This window comes from Flavobacterium ichthyis, assembly GCF_009915155.1.
In the GTDB taxonomy this organism is placed as follows: Bacteria; Bacteroidota; Bacteroidia; order Flavobacteriales; family Flavobacteriaceae; genus Flavobacterium; species Flavobacterium ichthyis.
Map to the genome: position 1 here is coordinate 89,331 of NZ_JAABLM010000003.1, position 26,049 is coordinate 115,379.

The window sequence follows — 26,049 nt, forward strand, 5'->3', positions numbered from 1 at the left end:
TTCAGTAATCTTTTGAGAAAAAAATAAAACATTTAACCGCGATTGCCCAATTCAATCACTTCCAGATTCGTAATTTTTTCTCCATCAATAATAAACCGTAACATCGTTCTCACCTGATGAAATCCGTGAACACCGCAAGCTCCAGGATTCATGTGAAGCAAATTTAATTTTTTATCAAACATCACTTTTAAGATATGTGAATGCCCACAAATAAATAATTTCGGCGGATTTCTTGTCATCTCCTCCCGAATGGTTTGCTGATATTTTCCCGGATAACCACCAATATGCGTCATCCAAACAGCTACTTTTTCACAAACAAACCGGTTGTGAAGTGGAAATTCAAGTCGCGCTTGATTATTATCAATATTTCCGTAAACACCTCGCAAAGGCTTTCGTTTTTTAATTTCATCCGTTACTTTTAAATCTCCAATATCTCCCGCATGCCAGACCTCGTCAGCCCAATCCACGTGTTTTAAAATGGCCTCATCAAGATAACTATGTGTGTCCGAAAGCAGTAAAATTTTTTTCATCAATAATAAATCTCAAAAACAAAATTAGCATATCAAACCCGAAAAATCTAAACATATCGCTTTTTCATCTTCAGATAAATCAACTAAATTTTCTCCCGAATGTGTATCTTTGCATTTCAAATTTTCTACAGCTATTATCTTGAGATATTTTATTGAATTTTCTTACAACGGTAAAAATTATCATGGTTGGCAATCACAACCTAATGCTTCTTCTGTTCAGGAAACTTTAACAAAAGCATTGATTACGTTGTTATGTTCTGATTTGGAAATCGTTGGAGCCGGACGAACAGATTCTGGCGTTCACGCGAGCCAAATGTTTGCCCATTTTGATTTCGAAGAAAATTTTGACCAAAAAAATTTAATCCAAAAACTCAATTCGTATTTGCCAAAAGACATTGCCGTTACCAATATTCATCAAGTTCCAAACGATGCTCACGCCAGATTTGACGCTACCAAAAGAACTTACGAATACCACATTGACACGCAAAAAAATGTTTTCAATAATGAGCAAAGTTGGTTTTGTCACCTCGCTCCAGATTTAAAACTGATGAATGAAGCGGCAAAAATTTTATTTGACTACACTGATTTTGAATGTTTTTCAAAAACCCATAGCGACGTAAGAACATTTAATTGCAAAATTATGGAAGCTTATTGGGTTCAACACGGCTCGAAACTTATTTTTACCATTGCAGCTGACAGATTTTTGCGTAATATGGTTCGCGCAATTGTAGGAACAATGGTAGAAATTGGCACCGAAAAAAAATCTATAGAAAATTTGAGAACCATCATTGAAAGTAAAAACCGCGGAAATGCTGGTGCTTCGGCACCTGCACATGGATTATATTTAACCCGTGTTGAATATCCGTATATTAGTAACAAATAATTTTGGGCAAAAAAATTGCTCCACAAAATAAATGGCAAAATCAAGTACTTCTGTTTTTAAACGTATCATGCATTATACAAAACCGTATAAAGCGATGTACTATTGGGTGATAGTTTTTGCGATTTCGTTGTCGGTTTTTGCTGCACTTCGCCCCTATTTACTGAAACTTACGGTTGACGAATATATTGAACCTGAAGACCAATCTGGGTTATTAAATTATATCTTGTTAATGGGATTTGTACTAATGCTAGAAGTAATTTCACAGTTTTATTTTGTGTATCTGGCAAATTGGTTAGGGCAAGATATTATTAGAGATATTCGGGTAAAATTATTCTCGCACATCAGTCAATTTAGAATGAAATTTTTTGACAATGAGCCTGTTGGAAAATTAGTAACAAGAACTGTTTTTGACATTGAAAGCATTGCAAAGATTTTTAGTCAAGGTTTATTTATGATTATCAGTGACTTACTAAAAATGTTTGTGGTTCTTGGATTTATGTTTTACATGAACTGGAAACTCACCTTAATTGTGATGTGTGCAATGCCAATTTTAGTAATTGCCACGAGAATTTTTCAGAAAAAAATGAAATCGGCTTTTGAAGAAGTGCGAACTCAGGTTACCAACCTTAATACTTTCGTTCAGGAACGTGTCACCGGAATGAAAATCGTGCAGCTTTTTTCGCGAGAGGATATTGAATACGAGAAATTTAAAGTGATCAATGACAAGCATAAAAAAGCGTGGATTAAAAACGTTTGGTACAATTCTATTTTTTTTCCCATTGCTGATATCATTTCGTCTATTTCACTCGGATTAGTAGTTTGGTATGGTGGTTTGCAAATTATTGCGGGTGACACCGGAACCACTTTTGGCGATTTATTTTCCTATACAATGTACATTGGAATGTTGTACAATCCGTTGAGACAAATTGCCGATAAATTTAATGAGATGCAAATGGGAATGATTGCCGCCAACCGTGTTTTTGATGTGTTAGACATGCACCAAGATATTCAGGATAATGGGCAAAAAATTGCTCCAGTATTCGAAGGCAATATTAAATTTAATAATGTTGTTTTCAGCTATACAGGAAAAGAAAATGTATTAAAAGGCATTAACCTTTCGGCAAAACCTGGCGAAACGATTGCAATTGTTGGCGCCACTGGTGCTGGAAAATCAACGATAATTAACTTGTTAAATCGTTTTTACGAAATTAATTCAGGAGAAATTACAGTGGATGGAACGAATATTAAAGAATTTACACTCGATAGTTTACGTCGTCAAATCTCGGTAGTTTTACAAGATGTGTTCCTTTTTGCCGATACAATTTTTAACAACATCACACTCGAAAACCCAACCATTTCTCGAGAAACTGTTATCGCTGCCGCAAAAGAAATTGGCGTTCACGACTTTATCATGGGATTGCCAAACGGTTACGATTATAATGTGAAAGAACGTGGTGTGATGCTTTCGTCCGGACAAAGACAATTGATTGCTTTTTTACGTGCTTTTGTAAGTAATCCCAGTATTTTGATTTTAGACGAAGCTACTTCTTCTATCGATTCTTATTCCGAAGATTTAATTCAAAAAGCGACGGAAACCATTACCAAAGGTAGAACTTCAATTGTGATTGCGCATCGATTGGCAACGATTGTAAATGCTGATAAAATTATTGTGATGGATGCTGGAAACGTAGTTGAAGAAGGAACTCATTACGAACTCATTAATAGAGAAACGGGATATTATAAAAACTTGTATTATTCGCAGTTTGCCGCGGAAGTTTAGTTTATGAATTTTTTAAAACAAAAAATATCTCGTATTAGCACTTTGCCATAGCCCTGATTGAAGCGGCATCCCTGTAGCGAAGCGGAAGGATACAGCGGAAAGCAGGAAACAGCTCCAAAAAAACTTTATTTCTAGAAAATATTTGCGTAATTTCGTGCCGAAAAATTTTGAAAATCCTTTATAGATGAAATACGATATTATTGTTGTAGGAAGTGGTCCAGGCGGTTATGTAACTGCTATTCGTGCTTCGCAACTTGGTTTTAAAGTAGCCGTAGTTGAAAAAGAAAATTTGGGTGGAATTTGCCTTAACTGGGGATGTATTCCTACAAAAGCGCTTTTGAAATCGGCTCAGGTTTTTGATTATTTGAAACATGCTTCGGATTACGGATTAACGATTAAGGAGTATGACAAAGATTTTAATGCCGTGATTTCACGTTCCAGAGGTGTTGCCGAAGGAATGAGCAAAGGTGTTCAATTTTTGATGAAAAAAAATAAAATTGAAGTCATTAACGGTGCCGGAAAAGTAAAACCAGGTAAAAAAGTAGAAGTTACTGACAAAGATGGAAAAGTAACTGAACTTACTGCAGATCATATTATTTTGGCTACGGGAGCTCGGTCGCGAGAATTACCGAATCTTCCTCAAGACGGTAAAAAAGTAATTGGTTACCGCCAAGCCATGACCTTGCCAGAACAACCAAAGTCAATGATTGTGGTAGGTTCTGGAGCAATTGGTGTTGAGTTTGCTCATTTTTACAATTCGATGGGAACTCAAGTGACAATTGTAGAATTTATGCCAAATATCGTTCCGGTGGAAGACGAAGATATCTCAAAGCAATTTGAGCGTTCGTTGAAAAAAGCGGGAATCAACATCATGACAAATGCGTCAGTTGAAAAAGTGGACACGTCTGGAAATGGTGTGAAAGCTACCGTAAAAACAGCCAAAGGCGAAGAAATTTTGGAAGCTGACATTGTACTTTCTGCAGTAGGAATTAAATCGAACATTGAAAACATTGGCTTAGAAGAAGTAGGCATTGCAACTGACAGAGATAAAGTTTTGGTGAACAAATATTACCAAACGAACATTCCAGGTTACTACGCAATTGGTGACATCGTTCCCGGTCAGGCTTTGGCTCACGTGGCATCTGCCGAAGGAATTATTTGTGTTGAAAAAATTGCTGGTCTTCACGTAGAAGCGCTTGATTACGGTAACATTCCGGGTTGTACTTACGCAACTCCAGAGATTGCATCTGTAGGTTTAACCGAAAAACAAGCCAAAGAAAAAGGGTACGAATTAAAAATCGGAAAATTCCCATTTTCAGCTTCAGGAAAAGCACAAGCCAGCGGAACTCCTGATGGTTTTGTAAAAGTAATTTTCGACGCCAAATACGGCGAATGGTTGGGTTGCCACATGATTGGTGCTGGTGTTACCGACATGATTGCTGAAGCCGTTGTAGCCCGAAAATTAGAAACCACAGGTCACGAAATCATCAAATCTGTACATCCGCATCCCACCATGAGCGAAGCCGTGATGGAAGCTGCAGCAGCCGCTTATGACGAAGTGATTCACCTTTAATTTTTGATTTTAGATATTAGATTTTAGAGATTTGAATATAAAAAGTCCGTTTTGAAATTCAAAACGGATTTTTTTTGTTGTTAAACTTGGCATTCCGACGCAGGAGGAATCTTTCGGTGGTAGAGTGATTTCTACTATATTGGAATGACGAAATATCAGGGCCATCGCGAAGCGTTGGGACCAATTCAAAAGGCATTTTTGAAAGTCGGTAACCAATTGGAACGTAAAGAAATACTCATACCAAAATTTGAAAATTTGAAGCTTTGTAACTTCAAAACCCTGTAATTCTAAAAATTTGAAGCTTTGCAACTTTGTAAAAAATCAAATTGCTTTCAAAGCTTCTACAAAAAAATCAATTTCTTCCAATGTATTTTCGTGGCTGAAAGAAATTCTAAGCGAAGGTTTTAAGATTTCATTTTCGGGTAAAATTTCCTGCAACACGTGCGACGGCTTGATACTTCCGGATTGGCAAGCGCTTCCACGCGAAACTGCAATACCTTTCATATCTAAATTAAATAAAATCATCGCGGTTTTATCTTCCGTAAAAGGCAACAAAACATTCACTATATTATAAAATCCTTCATGATGTCCATTAATTTTCGCATCTGGAAAATGTTGCGAAAGCTTTTCGATCAAATATTTTTTTAGCGAAAAAACTTTTGCTTTTTCATCACCTAAATTGGCAACGGAAATTTCCAAAGCCTTTGCCATTCCAACAATATTATGAACAGATTCGGTTCCGGCACGAAGTCCTTTTTCTTGTTCGCCACCAAAAATAATGGGTTGCAATCCGGTATTTTTTCTCACAAATAAAAATCCAATTCCTTTGGGTCCGTGAAATTTGTGAGCCGAAGCCACCATAAAATCTATTGGAATTTCCTGTAAATCAATTGCAGTTTTTCCCACAGATTGTACGGTATCTGAATGAAAAAGCGCTTGATTTTGTTGGCAAATTTTGGCTACTTTTCCAATATCTAAAATATTTCCTGTTTCGTTATTCACGTGCATGAGCGAAACCAAAGTGGGCTCTTTTTCTTCTAATAATTTTTCTAAATGGGATAACGAAATATTTCCGTTGTCTTCTAATTCCACAAAATCGATTTGGAAATTATTCGTTTTTTGCAACGCTTCCACGGTATGCAAAACCGCATGATGCTCAATTTTGCTGGTGATAATTCTCTCTATTCCTAAATTTTCCACCGCCGAACGCAAAACCAGGTTGTTCGCTTCTGTTCCGCCGGACGTAAAAATAATTTCCTGAGCGGTTGCGTTAATCTGTTTGGCAATATTTTTTCGTGCGGTTTCAATAGCAGTTTTTGAACTTCTGCCGTAACTATGCGTTGACGATGGATTGCCAAAATCTTCTTGCAACGAACGCGTCATTTCGGCAATTACTTCCGGGCGAATTGCGGTGGTTGAAGCGTTATCGAAATAAATTTTCTTCATAACAAACTACATTTTAAGCACCAACGGTTTTCTTTTGGCGAAGACCGAATAATTAAAAATAACAACTGCAATCATGATTAGCGAATACGCAACGATTTGCATTTCGGAGATTTTTTCGTGAAATAAAAATACTGCCAGAAAAAAATTAATGATTGGGTTGATATAAATTAAAATTCCTACCGTGGACGAGTTGACTTCTTTTAAAGCGTACAAGCTTAAATACATCGGGATAATCGTAAACAGGACGGAAATGATTGGAATAAAAATAATAAAATTAGTTTCCGTAGGAAAAGGCTGGCTGTAAAATGGATAAAAAGGTAAAAGAATACACGCCATACCAAACAACTGAATGCCAAGCATTAAAAATTTGTCAATTCTAGTATTTTTTCTTTGGCTTACTAAATACAAAGCGTATGTTGCTCCTACAATCAAACTGTAAACAACATCTTTTAAATAACTCATTGCCAAAATTGTACAGCTAAAAAAACTTATAGCAACGGCAACTTTTTGCAAGGTCGATAATTTTTCTTTTAAAATAATGGATGCAAATACAGCGGTTAAAATTGGGCAAACCAAATAGGCAAACCCGGCCGCTTTGACATTAATGTGATTCATTACGTAAATGAAGAAAAACCAGTTTGCCGTTAATAAAAACGTTCCGGAAATGATGAGGAAAATGATTGATTTTTTTTCTTTTTTATCTAAGGATTTGAATTCGTTGTAAGTTTCTTTGATTACTTTTTTTCGGAATAAAAAATTAATTGCTACCATTAAAATCACGCACAGAAAAACCCTGTGAAATAAAATGTCGAGCGATGCAATGTTAGCTAAAGGTTTTAATCCAAGACTAAAAAATCCCCAGATTATGTAGGCTGTAATTGCCGAAAGGTAGTATTTTGAAAATTTCATAACCAATAAAAAAACCGGGACAAAGGTAATGATAACTTTTTGTCCCGGTTGGTATTTTATTTTTTCTTTAGCAGATTAATGTCCGCCTTCGGCTTCAATGGCATCAACGTCGATATTTTGTTTTTTCAAGATTCCTTTTACAATAAATCCATAGAAACCTAAATACGCAAAACACAATACCGGAATAAAATACGACTCGTGAATTCCGATGATGTCAGAAATTTTCCCTTGTAATGGCGGGATAATTCCACCACCTAAAATCATCATCACCAAAAATGCCGATCCTTGCGAAGTATATTTTCCTAGACCTGTGATTCCTAATGCAAAAATTGCTGGCCACATGATACTACAAAATAAACCGCCACTCATGAAAGCGTAAATTGCAGTTGTTCCGGTAGAAAATAATCCGATGATCATGGCAATCATTCCCATTAACCCGAAGATCATTAAGGTTTTTGCTGGTTTATCTTGACCTAAGAAAAATCCTGCAATTTGCAACGCCACCACTCCAGCATAAGCATACAAAGGTGTGATATCTTGCCCGGAAATTGAATTTGCTAACAAAACCACGCCGTAAGCAATATATGGAACCACGATTAACAAAATTTTTCGCATGCTGTTTGATGGGTTGAAAACGGTTATAGCTCCAGCCCAACGACCAATCATCAAACTTCCCCAATACATTGAAATATAAGGTGCAATTCCTGAACCTTCAATATTCCCGAAAGCGTCAGTTCCTAATAATTCGGCTAAATTACTTTGAATGGTAACTTCTACCCCAACATAGGTAAAAAGGGCTAACATTCCCAAAACTAGTTGCGGATATTGCATAGCTCCCCAACCTTCCGGTTTGCTTTTTGCAGCAAAATTTGCGTATAATAATCCAACTACAATTACCAATAATGAGGCAATGGTTAAGCCTAAACCTAAATAATCAACTTCTTTATTTTCGATAAAACGGCTGATGAATTCCGGATCTTCGTAACGAGAAAAAATGTAAGCAAAAATGGCTATTAACGCCAGTGTAATTACGATTAACGTAGTGGTAGCTTTGTTAGCGGTTTCAAATCGAGAATCACTTTTACCATGAGGTAATTTTTTTGAAAAATAAAAATAACCTGCCACTAACAAGAATAACGCTCCAACGCAAGAATATAAAATTTCCATTTTGCTCAATGAATCTGCTTTTTGGGCAAATTCCTCAATATTTACTCCCGAAACTACTCCAAATAAAGCAATTGAAACCACAATTGGTCCGATGGTTGTTCCGAAAGAGTTTATTCCTCCGGTTAAATTTAACCTGTGTGACGCTGTTTTAGGTTCACCCAATGAAGCGGCAAAAGGTTGTGCGGAGGTTTGTTGCAACGAAAATCCTAACGCCACCACGAATAATGCACCCAGAATTAAAGCATAGCTTCCAACGGTCACGGCATAAATCATAAATGCGGCACCAATGGCACTAATCAATAAACCATTAACGATACCTTTTTTGAAACCCCAAGCATTTAAAATATCTTTTTTGGCAATGCCACTAAAAATAAAAAGCAAAAGTGCTCCTAAATAATAAGCTCCGTAAAACGCAAAATCAATGAGTTGACTCTGAAATTGATCTAAACCGAATTTTGCTTTACAAAATGGAATGAAAACACCGTTAGAAGCACCTATAAAACCCCAAAAGAAAAATACTGTTGTAAGCGTGTAAAGTGCTGAATTGTTTGAGTTTGAATGTTGAGAGGCCATATTTGTCTCAGTTAAAAATTAAAGTTTATAAATGGGTTGATGTAAATAAAATTTATAAGTGCTAAATATACGTTAATACTTGACTAAAATAGTTGTTATTGTAAAAAAATCTGTGGATTAAGGTACTTTTTGCGTATCCGATTTTGGACCAATTCCGTTATTGTTGAAAGCTTCAATCTGAAAATAATATTCGTCAGTTCTATCCAAAGCCGTCATGAAATATTCGTTTTTGCCATAGACCATAATGCTACCGTACAATTTGTCCGGTGATTTCCCGAAATAAATTACGTAACCATCTGCATTTTCGTTCTGTTTCCACTTGAGCCAAGCACTTCTGCGTTCGCCAAATTTTTTGGGATCGGCTCTTAAAACGATAAATTTCTCCACTTCGCCAGGTATTTTTCCGGCTCCTTTTCCGAAAACTCTTATACCTGAAAGGGCAAATTTTCCGGTTGGCATTTTGATATTTTCTAAACGAAGGTATCTGGCTTTAGCGGGTTTTTCGAGTTCAATATAATCGTGTGGGACATCGGTTTTATTCTGACTTTTGTCAACCAAAGTAATCCATTTTTTTCCATCATTCGATATTAAAATTTTATACTGATGAAAAGTTCCTTGTTTTTTTCCCAAGAAATCATCGGCAACATCTTGATCGGCATAATTAACTTGAATGGCATTGATGGTCGAAACTTCGCCTAAATCCGTTTGAAACCACTCTCCTTTTTCACCAGATTTTGCAGACCAATACGTTTTCATGTCTTCGTCAACCGCAAAATTCGCATGGTAACCTCCTAACGTTGACGACACCTGAACCGGTTTGTTATAATTCAACAACATCCAACCCGAAAATAATCCTTGGATATGATTGGCATTTTTTTGTGGTAAAAATGTAGGATAATCGCCATAAGCTGTGTTGCAATACATCACATCGTCTTTGTCAAAACCAGCTGGCCAAATTCCCAAACGGCGTTCAAAATTATTTTTTACGCCTAAAATGATGGTAGAAACGTGCCACCAGTTTCCAAAATTATCTTGGTAAGTCGCACCATGTCCGGCACCTCTTGCAAAACCTCCCGGTTTGTAGGAAAAAGGATTATGTGATTGATATTCAAAACCATCCAAAGGATTCTTGCTGACGTAAACACCATCTGCATAACCGCTAAATTCAGTTGCTGGAGCTCCATATTGCAAATAATATTTGTCTTTGTATTTGGTCACCCAAGCACCTTCCATAAAAGGTTGAAGGAAAACATTATCGTTGTATTCGCCAAAACGCTCCCAACCGTGATCTTCCGGTTCAAGCGTCATCAAAGGTTTTACGTGACCGTCAGATTGCAAGGTTTTGGTATTGATTTCGGTTCCAAGCAATGGAAATTTGTTGCTCGAATTCCAATACAAAAATAATTTATCTTTTTCTTCATCATACAAAAATGCGGGATCCCAAGCGCCAACTTTTAAGGAATCAACTGCAATTTCCCAATCATCAACTGTAGGATTTTTACTTTTCCAAATTGGGAAAGTTGGACCATGAGTAGAACCAATCACATACATTTCATCTTTCATTACCCAAACAGCTGGTGCACAAAGTTCATCGTACACTTTGTGTTGCGGGAGCAAAAATTTTCTCGACACAAATTTCCAGTTGAGCATATCTTCACTCCACCAATACCCCCATTGATTGGTAGAAAACAGAAAATATTTTCCTTTAAAATTTACAATCACCGGATCGGCAGTTGCTCTGTGTTTTCCGTTGTCGGCAAAGTTGGGAATTGGCGTGTAACCGTAATCCACGTTTATCGGGTTACAGAAAGTTTTTTGTTGTGCCAAAATTTCTTCAGAAGTAAAAAAAGCGGCGACAGCAAAAGTTCCAATGACAATCTTTTTATATTTATTTTTAAAAATATTCATCTAAAATTATTTTACAGGAATGATACTCACAGCAGTTCCTCCACCAGCTGCTAAATTTAATTTTAGCTTGGTTTTAGAAGTAACTTCCATCGTTTTTATTTCATAATTAATCGGGTCATTTTGCCAATGCGCATTTTTGCCGTCTTGGTAAATCGTGGCTTTGTATCTTTTTCCAGGCGTTAAGAAATCTAAATTTACGGTTGTCGCTCTCGGATTTTCGTCAGTAATCGCACCTAAAAACCAATTTTCTTTCTTTTTTTCTTTTCGGGCAACGGTTAAATAATCGCCAGGTTCTGCTTCGAGGTACAAACTTTCATCCCAATCCAATGCTACATCTCTAATAAATTGAAATGCATCTAGATATTTTTCGTAATTCTGCGGTAAATCGGCAGCCATTTGCAAGGGCGAATAAAGCGTTACATAAAGCGCCAATTGTTTTGCCAAAGTAGTATGAACTTGCTCGGTTTTTTCAGGATTGTAAACGTTCATTTTTATTTCAAAAATTCCCGGAGTGTAATCCATCGGACCGCCTAATAATCTCGTAAAAGGTAAAATTGTTTCGTGAGTTGGAGGATTTCCGTCACTCCAGCCGTTGAACTCGTTTCCTCGTGCGGCTTCCGCTGCAATGTAATTTGGCCAAGTTCTATGAACGCCAGTTGGACGCGAAGATTCGTGTGAATTGACCATCACTTTGTATGCTGCGGCACGTTGTGGTACATAATTAAAATGGTTGACCATGGCTTGACCATCGTGAAATTCGCCACGCGGAATAATTTTTCCTACATAACCTGTTTTTACGGCCGGGTATCCATACTTTTGCATAACGTCAAGTGCACGATCCAATCTTCTTTCGTAATTAGAAACCGAACCCGATGTTTCATTGTGCATAATCATTTTTACATTTTTCGATTTGGCATAACGGCTAATTTCTTCAATATCAAAATCGGGGTAAGGCGTTTCAAAATCGAAAACATCTTCTTTCCAATTGCCAAACCAATCTTCCCAACCCACGTTCCAGCCTTCGACCAAAACGCCATCAAAGCCATATTTTGCGGCGAAATCAATGTATCGTTTTGTGTTTTCTGTTGTCGCGCCATGTGGTTTTTTTCCAGTATTTTTTTGCGAAGCGTCTTGCGTTCCGCTGAAATCCCAGCTCGAAATTTGAGCATGCATTTCCCACCAAACACCTACGTATTTCATAGGTTTAATCCAAGAAACATCTTTAATTTTAGATGGTTCGTTCAGGTTTAAAATCATTTTTGAAGAAACAATTTTTCGGGCATCATCACTCACTATAATTGTTCTCCATGGTAAAACTGCGGGAGTTTGAAGGTAGGCTAAATCACCAATTGCGTTTGGCGCAAAGCGAGATTTCATTTGATAATCTTTTACCAAAACATCTAAATGCATAACTGGATAATTTACAACCGCGGCTTCAAAGATATTTAGGTATAGATTATCAGCGGTTTTCATCATCAACGGGGTTTGAACCGTATATCTTCCTGCTAATGATTTTACCGAAATTCCGTTGTTAAGATTCAACTTATTGTTATCGATTTCTGAAATTTTTGTTTCGTTGAAATTGTATTCCTGACTATCAAAATCGCCTGGAATCCAAAATGTTTTATGATCTCCGGTTAGGTTAAAGTGTGTTTCTTCGTCTTTAACGATGAAATAATTTAGGTGAGGTTGCTTGGGAAATTCGTAACGAAATGCCACGCCTTCATCAAAAACCCGGAAAATAATATTGATTTTTCTATTAGTATTTTTTTGAATCAAATTAAAAACCATTTCATTGCAATGATTTTTGATATTGGCTTGTTCGCCCAAAACCGGCTGCCAAGTTTCGTTGATTGTTTTTTGAGAAGCATTTTCGATAGAAAAACCTTGATTTAAGGGTTCTTCTTCTTTTAAAACAATTCCCAAACCGCTTTTATCCACCACGGTTTTGTTTTTGTATAAAATATTGTAAGTAGGTTTTCCGGATTTATCCAATTGAAAATTCACCGAAATTTCTCCTGAAGGAGATTTTATTTGTTGGGCATTGGCATAAAAAATTCCCAGACAAAATAACAAGATACTTTTTTTCATCCTCTTAAAAAATTAGAAAAAACCCTTTAACAATTATGCTAAAGGGTTTCTTCAAACAAACATGAAATAATTATTTAACTAACTCAAACTCTTTGGTCAAAACTTCATCAGAATTTGTTCCGACAAAAACTTGGAATTTTCCAGGTTCTGCTACAAAATCTAAATTGGAATTATAGAATTTTAAATCTTCTACGTCAATTTCAAAGGTCACAGTTTTGGTTTCACCTTTTTTGAAATTGATTTTTTTGAAATCTTTAAGCTCTTTCATTGGTCGGGTTACTGAACCTACAATATCACGAATGTATAATTGAATGACTTCTTTTCCATCATAATTCCCGCTGTTTTTTACATCAATCGATACTGTGATTTTTTGGGTTTCGGTCATTTTTTCGGACGAAAGACTAAGGTTGCTGTACTCAAATTTTGTGTAACTTAATCCAAATCCGAACGGAAACAATGGTTCGTTTCTTTCATCGATGTAATTTGAACGGAATTTTTCAAATTTTCCTTCAGTGTTAGCAATCGGGCGACCGGTATTTTTGTGATTATAAAAGATGGGGACTTGACCAAGGCTTCTTGGAAAAGTGGCCGATAATTTTGCCGAAGGATTTTCATCTCCAAAAAGAACATCGGTAATTGAGTATCCCGCTTCACTTCCCGGAAACCAAACGTTTAGCATCGCATTGGCTTTAGCCATATCATCAGTTAAAACTAACGGACGACCTGTGAAAAGCACAACCACCACTGGTTTCCCGGTTTTGTGTAAAGCCTCTAACAAATCTTTTTGTGCTTGTGGAATTTCAATATTGGTTCGGCTGCTGCTTTCGCCACTCATTTCTGCAGATTCACCGATAGCTGCAATAATCACATCTGATTTTTGTGCTACGGCAACAGCTTCAGCGATAATTTCTTGTGGATTTCTATTATCTCGAGCAATGTCTTTTCCGAACATCGTTGCATTTTTTTGAAACTCTGCATCATAATCTAAGTTAGAACCTTTGGCGTACAAAACGTTTACATTTTTACCCAAAACTTCAGTCATTGCTTCTTTTAAAGATTTTGTACGACCTTGATTAGTAGCCACGCTCCAAGTTCCTGCCATATTATTTCCGGCATCTGCTAACGGACCGATTAAAGCAACAGTTCCAGATTTTTTTAGAGGAAGTAATTGGTTTTCATTTTTCATCAAAACCATAGATTCTGCTGCGATTGCTCTTGCTTCTTTGCGGAAGTTATCGTTATAGACTTCGGTTTTGGCACGTTTTTCATCGCAATATTTGTACGGGTCGTGGAAAAGTCCCAAATCGTATTTTGCATTTAAAATTAAACGGGTTGCATTATCAATTTCTGCCATTGTTACTTTACCTTCTTGTAACGATTTTTTTAAAGTTGTCAAAAAACCATCCCCAACCATATCCATGTGAACGCCAGCTTTTAACGCCAATGCTGAAACCGTTTGTAAATCGCCCATTCCGTGCTCAATCATTTCTGGAATTCCGGTATAATCAGTTACCACGAAACCGTTAAATTTCCATTGGTTGCGAAGGACTTCTGTTAACAACCATTTATTTCCAGTTGCAGGAATTCCGTCAATTTCGTTGAATGACGCCATCACACTTCCGGCTCCAGCTTCAATTGCAGCTTTATATGGAGGAAGGTATTCGTTGTACATTCTTATCTTACTCATGTCCACAGTATTGTAATCACGTCCTGCTTCGGAAGCTCCATAAAGTGCAAAATGTTTTACGCAAGCCAGCATCGTATTATTTGCCATCAAATCGTTTCCTTGATAACCCTGAACCATAGCTTTAGCAATCTCGCTTGCTAAATATGGATCTTCTCCGTTTCCTTCTGAAACACGACCCCATCGAGGATCGCGAGAAATGTCTAACATGGGAGAAAATGTCCAATTGATTCCGTCAGCGGTTGCTTCTGAAGCGGCAATTTGTGCACTTCTTTTAATGATTTCCATGTTCCAAGAAGTTGAAAGTCCTAACGGAATTGGGAATGTAGTTTCGTAACCGTGAATCACATCCATCCCAAAAATCAATGGAATTTTGAGACGCGATTTCTCGACTGCAATTTTTTGAACGTCCTTGATTTTCGCAACTGATTTTATGTTGAACAAACCTCCTACTTCGCCTTGTTCTATTTTTTTTGCAATGTTTGAACTCTTTGCTTGGCCGGTAGTGATATCTCCAGAACTTGGCAAATTTAACTGCCCGATTTTTTCTTCGAGTGTCATTTTCGACATTAATTCTGCCACAAATTCTGCCTTTGGCTTGATTTGTTCTTTCTTTTTACTTTTTTGTGCATTTGCCGAAAATGTAATGGCTAAAGACAATAAGAGTACACTTTTGAATTTCATTCTTATATAAATTTGAAGGAAAAAATTTTCCTAATTGAGCTCGATATTAATTGTTTTTTCGTTGTTGTAACATCCAATTGTAAATTTCCGGATTGTCATAAACGCGCGTCCAACTGTCATGGTTGGCATCGTCAAAAATGGTAAATGTAATATTTTTGTTGCACTTTTGAAGTTTTCTATATATTTCAATTGAATAATTGACATCAACCACATCATCTAATAAGCCATGATACATGCGGATAGGCATATTTTGAATTTTACAGTTTTCAATCATGGGAACGCGATCCACGAAACCACAAATTGGAACCAAACAAGCAAACATTTCCGGATGGGCAAAAGCGAGATTCCAAGCTCCCCAACCTCCCATGCTTAAACCGGTAAGGTAAATTCTGGATTCGTCAATTTTGTACTCTTTTTGTATTTTTTGAATCAATTTGTAAAGCGTTTCAGAATCCCAATATTCATTTTCCGGACATTGAGGTGCCAAAACATAACTGTCGATGTTATTTGTTTTTAAATATTTGAAAGGCCCATGAACCTTCACTTTTTCGATATCCGATCCTTTTTCGCCAGAACCGTGTAAGAAAACAATAAGCGGTTTTTTAGATTTTAAATCTTCCGGAAGATGCAAAGCGTATTGCAATTCTTTCTTTTGGGAAATTTCGACTTTAAAATTGCCACTGATTTGTTTTTGCGCGAACACAGAAACTGATACGAATAAACTGAATAAAATTGTTTTTAATTTCATTAAAATCCGTGTTTGCCCGAATGAAATCCTAAAGAAACTAATCCTTGACGAATTTCGGGAGCGTTCATAAATAAATTCCATAATAATCCTGAACGGTGGTTCTCGATCATCACTACCATCGGACCTTGATCGATTGCCAAATATTGTTTTGCCACCCAACCAAAATGTTTGCTATGAGCATCGTAAAATCCAGCGGGACCCCACATTGTTACGCTATTATTTACGTAAAAATTTCGCATTGCTGCTAAGGATTCTGTTGGGGTATAAGGAATTGACGAAATGGCTGCCGTTGGCGAAATTACCCCTTTGTCATTTTGTGGCATATGAGCGTCGTAACCCACAGAACCATCAGAATTTCTGGAATATGAAGCGGTTAACCCCCAATAATCAGTTCCGTAACCACCAAAATTATTTGGATTTTCAACACAATGTTGGTAATTTATTTTTGAATGATTAACGTTTACATCCCAATAATTAGCGTATTGGTCAGTAAGTTGTTGCGGATCGAGACCCAAATACGAATAATGTGCCCAAAAAAGTGGCCCTCCGCTTTGTTCAGCTCCGTTATGTTTTAAAATTAAGGGAATTCCATATTTAGTATTAGCAGAAGTAATTCCGCCGTTTCTTGCCCAACCTTCGTGGTAAGCTGCTGTAGGAATAGGATGTGTTGGCGAAGCGGCTGCCATCACGTAAGTGATTAAACATTCGTTGTAGCCTTCAAGTGGAAAATTCATTTCCCAGTTATAATTTGGTGACCAATGCCAATACAATACGTTTTGATTGTTTCGGTACCAGTTCCAATCGACACCTTTCCAAAGATTGTCGAATTTTTGTGCCAAAGCTTGTTCTTCGGGAGAACCATTTTTAAAAAATTCACGAACACAAATCATTCCTTGGCAAAGGAAAGCGGTTTCAACTAAATCGCCACCATTGTCCTTTGTTCCAAAAGGTTTTACATGTCCGGTATTTCCGTCAATCCAATGTGGCCAAGCCCCGTGGAATCTGTCGGCGTTTTCAAGAAAATTTGCAATAGTATTTAATCGTGAAACAGCTTCGCTACGAGAAACGTAGTTTCTAGAAACTGCTGCTACAATTGACATTAAGCCAAAACCCGAACCACCAGTGGTCACGATATGAGCATCGTTAGAAGGGTAATTCCCGTCAGGATGATACCGTTCTCTGGCGAGTTTAGAATTGGGTTCGGCAAAATCCCAAAAATATTTAAACGTTTGTTTTTGTACAATGTCCATCAATTGCTCGTCAGAAATTGTAACTGGTGGTGTTACCGGAGTGGTAGAATCGTCTCCCGAAGAAGACGATTCGCTTGATCCACAACTGGTAAACAAAAATAATATGAAAGCGAAATATTTCATTAAAATTGTTTAAAGTAGTCTATTAATAATCAGGATTTTGTGTCATTCCTGGAGTTTGAATCAACTGATTGTTAGGAATAGGGAATAATTCGTGTCTTCCTACAATAAATTGTTTTCCGTTTGCCGCCATAGCAGCTGGAGCTTGACCTGTACGAATTAAATCAAACCAACGATCGTGTTCGAACGCTAATTCTAATCTTCTTTCTTTCCAGATTGCCAAACGGATGTCTGCTTGAGTTGTTGCGGGCGTGACACCTAAATTTACACGATTACGTACTAAATTTAAAGATGCAACAGCAACACCTGTATTATTCAACTCGTTTGCAGCTTCTGCGTGAATTAAATAAATTTCAGCTAAACGAAGTACACGAATGTTTTTGTCTCCATCACCATCACCTAAGTTGGCACTTGAATACGCTTTTTCGTTGTACATTGGGTTTTCAACAGCAGCACTAACTACTCTTCCATCCCATAAAGTTTCGCCAGCGAAAATAATAGTTGCATCTCTACGGATCACATCGCCTTCAGCATTAAATGCATCTAACAAATTTTGTGAAGGTGTGTTGAAACCCCAACCCCAGCCGCTTGTTCCACGGGCTCCTTGTGTTTGAGAATATTGTTGCACTCCATGAGCAATTTCCACACCGCGAGCTTGAACTTCAAAAATAGATTCCACACCGTTTTCGGTAGATTCTCTCCAAAGTGTAGCATAATCTCCTTCTAAACCATATTCACCAGAAGTGATGACTTGGTTGGCGTAATCATAGGCGTTTTGCCAATCTCTTTGGTACAAATATACTTTTGCCAATAAAGCTTTTGCAGCTCCTTTAGTAGCACGACCTAAATCTTTTGCAACATATTCGCTTTTTTCCGGCAAAAATTCAATTGCAGCTAACAAATCTTCTTCGATGTAATCGTAAACTTGCTCTTTTGGCGCTCTGTTTACAAGGTCAACGTGTTGTAAAGGCACATCTCCGAAAGCCCTAACCAAATAAAAATAGTTGAAAGCACGAAGGAATCTAGCTTCCCCAATTAAACGATTTTTGTAAGCTTCATCAGTTAACCCGAAGTTTTCTGTGTATTCAATAGCATTTGTAGCACGACCAATAGATTTGTACCAGTTGGTCCACATGGCTCCAACAGAACCTGCGTTAGCACTTGTAAATTGTAAATTGTCTAAAAATGCTTTGTCTGATCCTGAATCCGAAGGGGAACTTCCTTTATCAGCATTATCCGAAATAATTTCTGTAATTCCTAAGTAAGAAAACGCATAATCCCATTCGGTTAACATTCCATAAATACCGTTCACGAAGGCTTCTGGTTCTTGGATTTCTCCATCTTCAACAGCAATTCGCTCTCTAGAATCTACATCTAGATAATCATCACAGCCCGCTAAAACACCTATTGCAAATGCAAGACAAACTGCTTTTGTATAATTAATTTTCATAGTTTAAATTTTTAAAGTTCTAAATTGATACCAAAAATGAACGTTTTAAGTGTTGGATAAGCCGAAAGTTCGATCCCTGCAGTTTCTCCTGGGTTTCCGTTTTGATTTAACTCTGGTGTAAATCCTGAATATTTAGTAAACATAAACGGATTTTGAGCAGTACCGTAAACTCTTAATTTAGAAATACCAGGTAATTCTTTAAATGTGTAACCTAATGTAATATTGTTAATTCTGAAATAATCTCCGTCCTCTAAATAATAATTAGAAGCCAATGCATCTCTGTTTGCTCCCGGGTTAGAATTAGTAGAACCTTCGCCGGTCCAACGGTTATTAAATGTTTCAGCTGCGATGTTTTCTCCACCATCGATACGCGTTCCTTTCAACCCATTATAAACTTTGTTTCCACCTACTCCGATTCCATCAACTGAAAAATCGAAATTTTTATAGTTTACATTAACACTCAAAGCATAAGTGAACTTAGGAATATATGATCCGAAGAATTTTTTATCTCTATCATCAATTAAACCATCACCATTTTGGTCTTTGTAACGCAATTGACCTGGTTGCGGATTTCCGATTCGAGGATTTGAATCAATTTCTGCTTGGTTTTGCCAAACACCTTCGGTTTCAAACATCCACCAAGAATAAATTGGTTGACCTTCTCTTAATTGTTTGGTGATTTGACCATTACCTAAACTTCCTCCAATATAACCATCATAAGCTGGTTTTACGCTTTCCAAAGTATTTGTGTTTCTTGAGTAATTTCCACCAATACTATAGGAAAAATCATCGTTAATTTGATCTCTCCAGTTTAATCCAACTTCAAAACCTTCATTACGTACTTCTCCACCATGGTCAAAGAAATCTTGCATATTTGGAGAGTTCATAATAGGTTTAATTTTTAAGATTGAATTGGTATTTAAACGGTTGTAATAATCAATATTTCCACTTAATTTGTTATCCAATATTGCAAAATCAATACCTGCATTAATCTCTTTTGTTACTTCCCACATCAAGTCTGTTGCCGGAGTACCGTAAGCAGCACCGTAAATAAAATCTTGGTTTGGACCAAAAACATAATTCACACTATTACTTCCAGGATTGGTAATCACAGACGACTGGTTTCTTGGAATATTAGAATTACCAACTTCTCCATAACCCGCTCTTAACTTTAAGAAATCAAAAGTTTTAGATTCTGCCATAAAAGATTCATTAGAGATTACCCAACCCGCAGAAACTGAAGGGAAAGTTCCCCAATAATTTCTGTTGTTACGGAAATCACTGTTTCCATCTCGTCTGATAACACCACTGATAAAATAACGCTCGTCAAAATTATACTGCAAACGCCCGAAGTAAGATAAAATTTGCGTTGGTGTTGAAAACTGTTGTTCAGCGATTTTTACGCCTTCGGCAAAATTGATATTCCAATAATTTGATTGTGTTGGAACGTCAAACCCTCTGATAGTAGAAGTATAAACATCGTTTCTTCTATCTTGCGTAGCACCCAAAACCGCATCAAAATTATGTTTACCAAAAGAATGTTCGAAAGTTAAAAAGTTATCCCAGTTATAACGATAGCTTTCCACATCAGCATAAGATAATGAATTATATGACCAAGTGGTTACATTGTCTTCCATGGCATCATGGTTTGCTTCATATTCCGCTTGCGTTCTGGTTGGATCACCTGCTAACCAAGTTCCCATCAAATCACTGTAAACTCTTCGTTTGCTAAAAGATTTTGTAGCACCAAAACGAGAAGTAATTTTCAACCAATCAGTAATTTTGTATTCTGCCTCAATTGATCCTTGTAGCTCTGTCATTTTGTTTCTTTCATTCGCAAAATGCACTGATGCTACAGGATTTGCTGCAGTATTTAGTCTACCAATTCTATCACCCGGATTTGTTGGCAAATAACCAATCACTCCTGTTGTTGCGTTTACAAAGTTTTGACCCCATTGACCTGTTGGATAATATACCGGTGTTAATGGAGATTGACGATAAGCATCAGAAAAAGCACCAAATGGTTTCGGAGTTGATTTTGTGAAAGTTAAATTTACATTATTTGTAATTTTCAATCTGTCGTTAAGTGCTTTAAAACTTGTGTTAGAACGAAGTGTGTTTCTGGTAATATCTTGATTTTTTAAGATACCATCTTCGTTAAAATTATTGAAGCTAAAGAAATATGTTGAGCTTTCTCCACCTCCAGAAAATGAAATATTATTACTGTTAATCATTCCAATATCGGTCAACTCATCATACCAATCCGTATCATACGGCTGATTTTCTTGTAAGAAATAAGTATTGGCCGTTTGTGGGCTAAATCTTTGAAAATCGTTAAAATAAGTGATGTATTGATCTGCATTTGCCATTTTTACAGCATTGACTGTAGATCTCGCACCGTAAAAAGAATCAACGTTTACACGGGTTTTTCCAGTACGTCCTCTTTTAGTCGTAATCAAAACAACACCATTTGCAGCATTCGAACCATAAATTGCAGCAGTTGCCGCGTCTTTCACAATATCGAAAGATTCAATGTCTGAAGGCGCTAAATTGGCAATACTTCCTGTGATGACACCATCAACAACAAAAATTGGAGTTCTTCCTCCTTCTGCAGTTCCTAAACCACGAATAATAATGGTAGGTGTCGCTCCTGGAGCATCGTTGGCAATAATGTTAACACCTGCTGCTTTACCTTGTAATGATTGTAAGGCATTGAAAGCAGGTTGTTTGGTAATTTCGCCCGATTTAATTGTGGACACAGATCCCGTTAATTCCGAACGTTTTGCGGTACCGTATCCAATTACAACAACTTCCGATAAATCTGTTGCGGAAGAAGACATGCTAATAGTCATTCCGGAAGCCGCAGGAAGCGAAACCGAATTGTAACCTAAAAAGGAAAATGTTAACTGTTGTCCGACTTCGGCATTAATTGAGAAATTTCCATCAAAGTCGGAAACCGCACTCGAATTTGGTGCCGTAATGGTTACTCCCGGAAGCGGAAGTCCATCCTGATCTTGCACCTTACCTGTTATTTCTTGTGCAACCATCGCACCGTGAAATAACAAAAATGCAAACACTCCAAAAATAAAGTTTTTCATTTGTTTAAAATTTGTTAAAAGTTAGTGAAACGAAAGTAAGGAATTACAACGTTGTAGTAAAACAATATCTATCACTACATTACTACATCAAAAATAATTTACTATAACTTAATCAAATGATTGTCAATAAAATACAATGGTAAAAATGTATATAAATACGAGGTGTTAAAATTTCAATGATGTATATTTGATGTAGTGCTAAATGTTAAAACGAAAACGTTTTAAATGCGATTAAATTTTCATCATGAAATTGTTTAAACTTTCATCTTGTGCTAAATTGAGTTTTTTTCGCAAACGATATCGGTGTAATTCCACTCCTCTAAAAGTAATGTTCATCAACGGAGCAATTTCTTTAGATGATAAATTCATTTTAAGATAAATGCAAAGTTTGATATCTTTTGAAGTTAAATTCGGAAATTGGGTGGTGAGTTTTTGCACAAATTCCTCATTGCTTTGCATTAAATTTTGTTGGAAACTTTCCCACTCATTTTTGTTCAAAGCGTTTACTTTAATCGACTTTCTAATTTTTTCTTTTATTTTTCTGGATTCATTTTCACTTTCTAAAATTTGCTGAATGCTATCAATCATTTCGCTTTGTTTTGCAATAGATAATGATTTCCCTGCTACTTCATAAGCTTTATTTTGCACTTCGATTTCCAAAATATGTTTTTCGTACTCTTGTAATTTTCTATTATTTTCAGCTTTTAACTCTAATTCCAAAATTTCTTGTTGGTGTTTTAATTCCTCTTCTCTTAATTTTAGCTTTTCTGAATATCTTACTTGATTCCAGCGATAGTACAAAAACAAGGCAGCCGCAATCACAAAAATATACACTAAAATCATCCAAAATGAATAGTACCAAGGCCAACGAACATCAAATTGATAATCCGCAATCTTGGTAAAACTAGTTCCATTATTCACATAAAAATTGACGATGTGACTTCCGCTGGTTAAGTTATTGAGGACGAGCGTTCCATTTTTTAGCGGGATAAATTTTTCTTCTTGATCTAAACGGTAGAAAATTTCTGGACGGTTAAAACCTAAATATTCACTTATAATGTTGATTTCTACAGGTTGTCCGTTTGCAATTTTGTTTCCTTCTACAATAAGCTCTCCTTGAAAATAACCTTCGGTAATAAACTTTTGATTTGAAACTTTAGTTTTTTGAGATGTTATTGAGAAAAACCCATCGTCAAGGTTTATTAGAAATTGATTTTGGTCTTTAAAAACCTTTATATTCTCTAATATAATTCTACCCCGGTAATATTTTTCTGGGATAAGATTCCAGACAAATTTATTGTTTTTTTGGTGAACGGTGTATAGCATATCATCTCTTAAAACCATAAAATTATCTTGGTCAATTTCAATAACTTCGGTAACATTTTTGAAATCTTTGTTGAAGGCATCACTTTTTACTAATTTCCCCGAAATAGAATTATAAGTGTACCAATTATTGTCAATTAAAAATAGAATTTCGTTTTTGTACGAAAATAATTTGACTGCAAAGTCATTGATAATTCCATTACTTTGCGATACATTTTCTACTTTTTCAACTTCAAAATTTTTGTTGTAAATAATTCTATACAAACTTCTATAACTATCTGCTGCCCATAATTCTCCGGGTTTATTTTGGGCAAGATTACGGATAGGCTTAGTAATTTTTGCTAGATTTTTATATTGCGAAAGATCATTAGGATTCTCATAAACCACAATACCAGAGTAATTTCCTTGAAAATAAACTTTTTCAAATTTACTTTCTAATAATTTCCAGCCACCGTTTACGGGATTTACTCTTTTTAAAACACCATCATAATAATAAGTACCATCATTGTGACCTATTATAAAATCGTTATCCTTTTTAAATATGTCCCAAACTTGCCCTTGCGAATTTGGAATTACTTCTAAATCCTTATTCTTGCAGGTAAAAATCCCATGGTTAGTAACAAACAAGTATCCTTTTTGTAAAGTTGCCAATGAATAAACTGAACCTAAAATTCCAGAATTATCGGTAAAAATTTCCACTGGCGAATTGATTTCAACATGGCTAATCCCATTGTCTAATCCAAGCCATAAATCGCCTTCTTTATCAGTGGTAATCGTTAAAATACAGTTGTTTTTCAACGTATTTTGCCGATTTAAGTTTTGGTATTTCCCTGATTTTAAATCTACTAAAAATAAGCCTTGCAAGCTCGTTCCAACTGCCATTTTATCATCATCAATAATTTTGGCAGTAATAATTACTTTTTCTTTAAAAACATTGTTAAGTGCATGATTCCAAGGCACAAGTTTGTCATTTTCTTCAACAAAAATTCCATTGTGTTTGGTAAAAATATGGAGCTTCCCATTGAATTTCTCCATATTGTGTATCACATTATTTTCAAGAATTTTCCAATTTTCTTTTTTTATAAAAGTTTTGTTTTCAAAAACGTAAACCCCATGTTTCACGGTAGCTACATAAATCGTATCATCAATCTCATAACAGTAGGAAATTTGATGGGGAAACTTTATTTTTTCGAGTTTTTGATTAGCATTTAAAATGAATAATTCGTTGAAAGTTTGAAAATACAATTTGTCTTTCGATTTAAAAATTTTCCAAATTTCTTCGTTGTCCGGACTATTTCTAAGCAACTCATTATTTTCTGTGAGCGACTGGTATTGCATCACACCATTTTTTCTTTGCCAAAAACCAAACTCTTTGTAGGAACCACAATAAATTTTATCACCATGACTATAAATGGACCTAATAATGGTTTTATTAGGTAAAGTATAACGTTCCCATTTTACACCATTGTATCTAATAAAATAATGATTATTGGCAAAATAAATTGCATTGTCATTCCCTTGAACCACGTTCCAAACCTGATTATCACCAGAATATTCATGCTTGGTAAAATTTTCAACAAATGGCAAAAGTTCTTGAGCCGTAATATGTTGAGTAAAAAGGAGGATTAATAAAATTTTGAAAAACTTAAAATTCACTTTGCAAGTTTTGTTTTCAAAGATAAAAAACAATTCCGACTTTTAGCAACGCATAAAAAGACGTTATAGATTGCGGTATTTAATCATAAAAAACTATTTTTGCTTAAAAAAATTTTGCAATGAAAAAATATTTAAGCCTCTCGTTCCTAGCATTGATACTTTGCGGCTGCGATGATGGCGATTTAACATTCGATTCTTTTGATTTTTCTCAGGTTCAAGCAAAAAGGTGTTCGAACAATTCAGATATTTTAAATTCTATTTTTAAAATTAATGAAAATGAAGCACTTATATTGCAATTTCCTCAAAACGAATTTCCTTTTCTTAATAAATCAAAAGATACTACTTTTTTACTAAACGCTAACCGGAAATTAACTTACAGGGTTTTCGATGAAAATGTATCGGATGGTTATTTTTGCTCACTTTTACCTCCAATCACTCCAAAAGTTATTGATGAATGGACAAGTGGTGCCAATGCACAAGGACAATATCGTGTTGTAACCCGACCAGTTGAAGGAACCTCTACGCTCGAAACTGCAAAATATGAACATGCAATCACTTTGAATAATATTGCTATGTCTAGCAGCACACAATCCGGTTCAATTATATACGAAACTTTAAACTTTGGTGTTTTCCAAACCAATACTGATGTTACGTTTAATTTTAATAACGCAAATATTTTCAGATGCAGTGATGCTAAAATTTTTAAAATTTTAGATAAAAATCCTGGAAACGTAGTTAATTCTCCTAATATTAATTGTGTTTTAGAGGTTACAATCCCGGATTCGCTTTTGCCTGAAGCAGGAAATACCGAAGCGCAACCTATTTTTATCGATAATAATTTGGTAAAAGTTACCTATAAAGTTTTTTATGGCGATGTTTTTCCTGCAAATTATTGTGCAAGTGCTAACTTACCCACACTTTTCGAACAATGGAATGGCGATAACGGAATTGATCAGGTAAATGATATTGACGATCAAGGCTATATTTCGGTAACCAGAAGCGAAGCGACTGGTCAAGTTTCTTTTAATTTAGTGCTGCGAAATGTGACCTACCGTCGCGTAACTCCAGTCGCAAGTTCAACCGAATTTCAAAGTACTTTTGTACGACAAAATGATACTTTTGGAATCTACATTCCTTAATATTTGTTCCAAAAAAAAAAATTTAAGCTCCAAATGG

General features: G+C 36.0%; 16 protein-coding genes. 4 read left to right on the forward strand and 12 right to left on the reverse strand.

Annotated features, from left to right (window positions below; translation table 11 throughout):
* Window positions 1-32: 32 nt before the first annotated feature.
* The gene (locus GV828_RS03330; RefSeq protein ID WP_166536058.1) at window positions 33-530 is read right to left on the reverse strand and encodes a metallophosphoesterase family protein; all 498 of its coding nucleotides are present in this window, start codon (window positions 528-530) and stop codon (window positions 33-35) included.
* Window positions 531-669: 139 nt separating this feature from the next.
* Between GV828_RS03330 and truA the strand changes: the two genes are divergently transcribed.
* The 3 genes from truA to lpdA all read left to right on the forward strand — a co-directional run bounded on the left by truA (window position 670) and on the right by lpdA (window position 4,766).
* The gene (gene truA / locus GV828_RS03335) at window positions 670-1,413 is read left to right on the forward strand and encodes a tRNA pseudouridine(38-40) synthase TruA (protein ID WP_166536059.1); all 744 of its coding nucleotides are present in this window, start codon (window positions 670-672) and stop codon (window positions 1,411-1,413) included.
* 31 nt (window positions 1,414-1,444) lie between these two features.
* Entirely contained in the window at window positions 1,445-3,193 is a 1,749-nt protein-coding gene (locus tag GV828_RS03340) for an ABC transporter ATP-binding protein (RefSeq protein WP_166536060.1), read from the forward strand.
* Window positions 3,194-3,377: 184 nt separating this feature from the next.
* Window positions 3,378-4,766 carry a dihydrolipoyl dehydrogenase gene (gene lpdA, locus GV828_RS03345; RefSeq protein ID WP_166536061.1) on the forward strand — a complete coding sequence of 463 codons (1,389 nt, stop codon included), beginning with the start codon at window positions 3,378-3,380 and terminating at the stop codon, window positions 4,764-4,766.
* A gap of 321 nt (window positions 4,767-5,087) precedes the next feature.
* Here the strand turns inward: lpdA and GV828_RS03350 are convergent, their stop codons facing one another.
* The 11 genes from GV828_RS03350 to GV828_RS03400 all read right to left on the reverse strand — a co-directional run bounded on the left by GV828_RS03350 (window position 5,088) and on the right by GV828_RS03400 (window position 24,873).
* Window positions 5,088-6,212 (reverse strand): cysteine desulfurase family protein, encoded by a 1,125-nt coding sequence (locus GV828_RS03350; protein ID WP_166536062.1) that lies wholly within the window; start codon window positions 6,210-6,212, stop codon window positions 5,088-5,090.
* A gap of 6 nt (window positions 6,213-6,218) precedes the next feature.
* Window positions 6,219-7,121, reverse strand: a complete 903-nt coding sequence (locus GV828_RS03355) for an EamA family transporter (protein ID WP_166536063.1) — start codon at window positions 7,119-7,121, stop codon at window positions 6,219-6,221.
* Window positions 7,122-7,196: 75 nt separating this feature from the next.
* Window positions 7,197-8,861 (reverse strand): sugar MFS transporter, encoded by a 1,665-nt coding sequence (locus GV828_RS03360; RefSeq protein WP_166536064.1) that lies wholly within the window; start codon window positions 8,859-8,861, stop codon window positions 7,197-7,199.
* Between the two features lie 117 nt (window positions 8,862-8,978).
* A complete protein-coding gene (locus GV828_RS03365) occupies window positions 8,979-10,769 on the reverse strand; it encodes a discoidin domain-containing protein (RefSeq protein WP_166536065.1) in 1,791 nt (596 codons plus the stop codon).
* A 6-nt stretch (window positions 10,770-10,775) separates the two neighbouring features.
* The gene (locus tag GV828_RS03370) at window positions 10,776-12,860 is read right to left on the reverse strand and encodes a glycoside hydrolase family 97 protein (RefSeq protein WP_166536066.1); all 2,085 of its coding nucleotides are present in this window, start codon (window positions 12,858-12,860) and stop codon (window positions 10,776-10,778) included.
* Between the two features lie 70 nt (window positions 12,861-12,930).
* A complete protein-coding gene (gene bglX / locus GV828_RS03375; protein WP_166536067.1) occupies window positions 12,931-15,228 on the reverse strand; it encodes a beta-glucosidase BglX in 2,298 nt (765 codons plus the stop codon).
* Window positions 15,229-15,274: 46 nt separating this feature from the next.
* Window positions 15,275-15,976 carry a carboxylesterase family protein gene (locus GV828_RS03380; protein WP_166536068.1) on the reverse strand — a complete coding sequence of 234 codons (702 nt, stop codon included), beginning with the start codon at window positions 15,974-15,976 and terminating at the stop codon, window positions 15,275-15,277.
* Entirely contained in the window at window positions 15,976-17,349 is a 1,374-nt protein-coding gene (locus tag GV828_RS03385; protein WP_166536069.1) for a glucoamylase family protein, read from the reverse strand. The genes GV828_RS03380 and GV828_RS03385 overlap by 1 nt, the downstream gene beginning before the upstream one ends.
* A 22-nt stretch (window positions 17,350-17,371) precedes the next feature.
* Window positions 17,372-18,796, reverse strand: a complete 1,425-nt coding sequence (locus GV828_RS03390; RefSeq protein WP_166536070.1) for a RagB/SusD family nutrient uptake outer membrane protein — start codon at window positions 18,794-18,796, stop codon at window positions 17,372-17,374.
* A gap of 11 nt (window positions 18,797-18,807) precedes the next feature.
* Entirely contained in the window at window positions 18,808-21,894 is a 3,087-nt protein-coding gene (locus GV828_RS03395) for a SusC/RagA family TonB-linked outer membrane protein (RefSeq protein WP_166536071.1), read from the reverse strand.
* A gap of 231 nt (window positions 21,895-22,125) precedes the next feature.
* Complete coding sequence (locus GV828_RS03400) at window positions 22,126-24,873, reverse strand: ligand-binding sensor domain-containing protein (protein WP_166536072.1); 2,748 nt, start codon at window positions 24,871-24,873, stop codon at window positions 22,126-22,128.
* 119 nt (window positions 24,874-24,992) lie between these two features.
* Between GV828_RS03400 and GV828_RS03405 the strand changes: the two genes are divergently transcribed.
* Window positions 24,993-26,012, forward strand: coding sequence for a hypothetical protein (locus tag GV828_RS03405; RefSeq protein ID WP_166536073.1), 1,020 nt, complete (start codon window positions 24,993-24,995; stop codon window positions 26,010-26,012).
* Window positions 26,013-26,049: the final 37 nt, after the last annotated feature.

Excerpts from the sequence above, each read along its gene's own strand:
- GV828_RS03350 (WP_166536062.1), bottom strand. The coding sequence starts at position 6,212 with ATGAAGAAAATTTATTTCGATAACGCTTCAACCACCGCAATTCGCCCG.
- GV828_RS03370 (WP_166536066.1), bottom strand. The coding sequence starts at position 12,860 with ATGAAAAAAAGTATCTTGTTATTTTGTCTGGGAATTTTTTATGCCAAT.
- GV828_RS03380 (WP_166536068.1), bottom strand. The coding sequence starts at position 15,976 with ATGAAATTAAAAACAATTTTATTCAGTTTATTCGTATCAGTTTCTGTG.
- GV828_RS03340 (WP_166536060.1), top strand. The coding sequence starts at position 1,445 with ATGGCAAAATCAAGTACTTCTGTTTTTAAACGTATCATGCATTATACA.
- GV828_RS03390 (WP_166536070.1), bottom strand. The coding sequence starts at position 18,796 with ATGAAAATTAATTATACAAAAGCAGTTTGTCTTGCATTTGCAATAGGT.
- GV828_RS03330 (WP_166536058.1), bottom strand. The coding sequence starts at position 530 with ATGAAAAAAATTTTACTGCTTTCGGACACACATAGTTATCTTGATGAG.
- GV828_RS03360 (WP_166536064.1), bottom strand. The coding sequence starts at position 8,861 with ATGGCCTCTCAACATTCAAACTCAAACAATTCAGCACTTTACACGCTT.
- GV828_RS03355 (WP_166536063.1), bottom strand. The coding sequence starts at position 7,121 with ATGAAATTTTCAAAATACTACCTTTCGGCAATTACAGCCTACATAATC.
- lpdA (WP_166536061.1), top strand. The coding sequence starts at position 3,378 with ATGAAATACGATATTATTGTTGTAGGAAGTGGTCCAGGCGGTTATGTA.
- GV828_RS03365 (WP_166536065.1), bottom strand. The coding sequence starts at position 10,769 with ATGAATATTTTTAAAAATAAATATAAAAAGATTGTCATTGGAACTTTT.
- GV828_RS03405 (WP_166536073.1), top strand. The coding sequence starts at position 24,993 with ATGAAAAAATATTTAAGCCTCTCGTTCCTAGCATTGATACTTTGCGGC.
- bglX (WP_166536067.1), bottom strand. The coding sequence starts at position 15,228 with ATGAAATTCAAAAGTGTACTCTTATTGTCTTTAGCCATTACATTTTCG.
- GV828_RS03385 (WP_166536069.1), bottom strand. The coding sequence starts at position 17,349 with ATGAAATATTTCGCTTTCATATTATTTTTGTTTACCAGTTGTGGATCA.
- GV828_RS03395 (WP_166536071.1), bottom strand. The coding sequence starts at position 21,894 with ATGAAAAACTTTATTTTTGGAGTGTTTGCATTTTTGTTATTTCACGGT.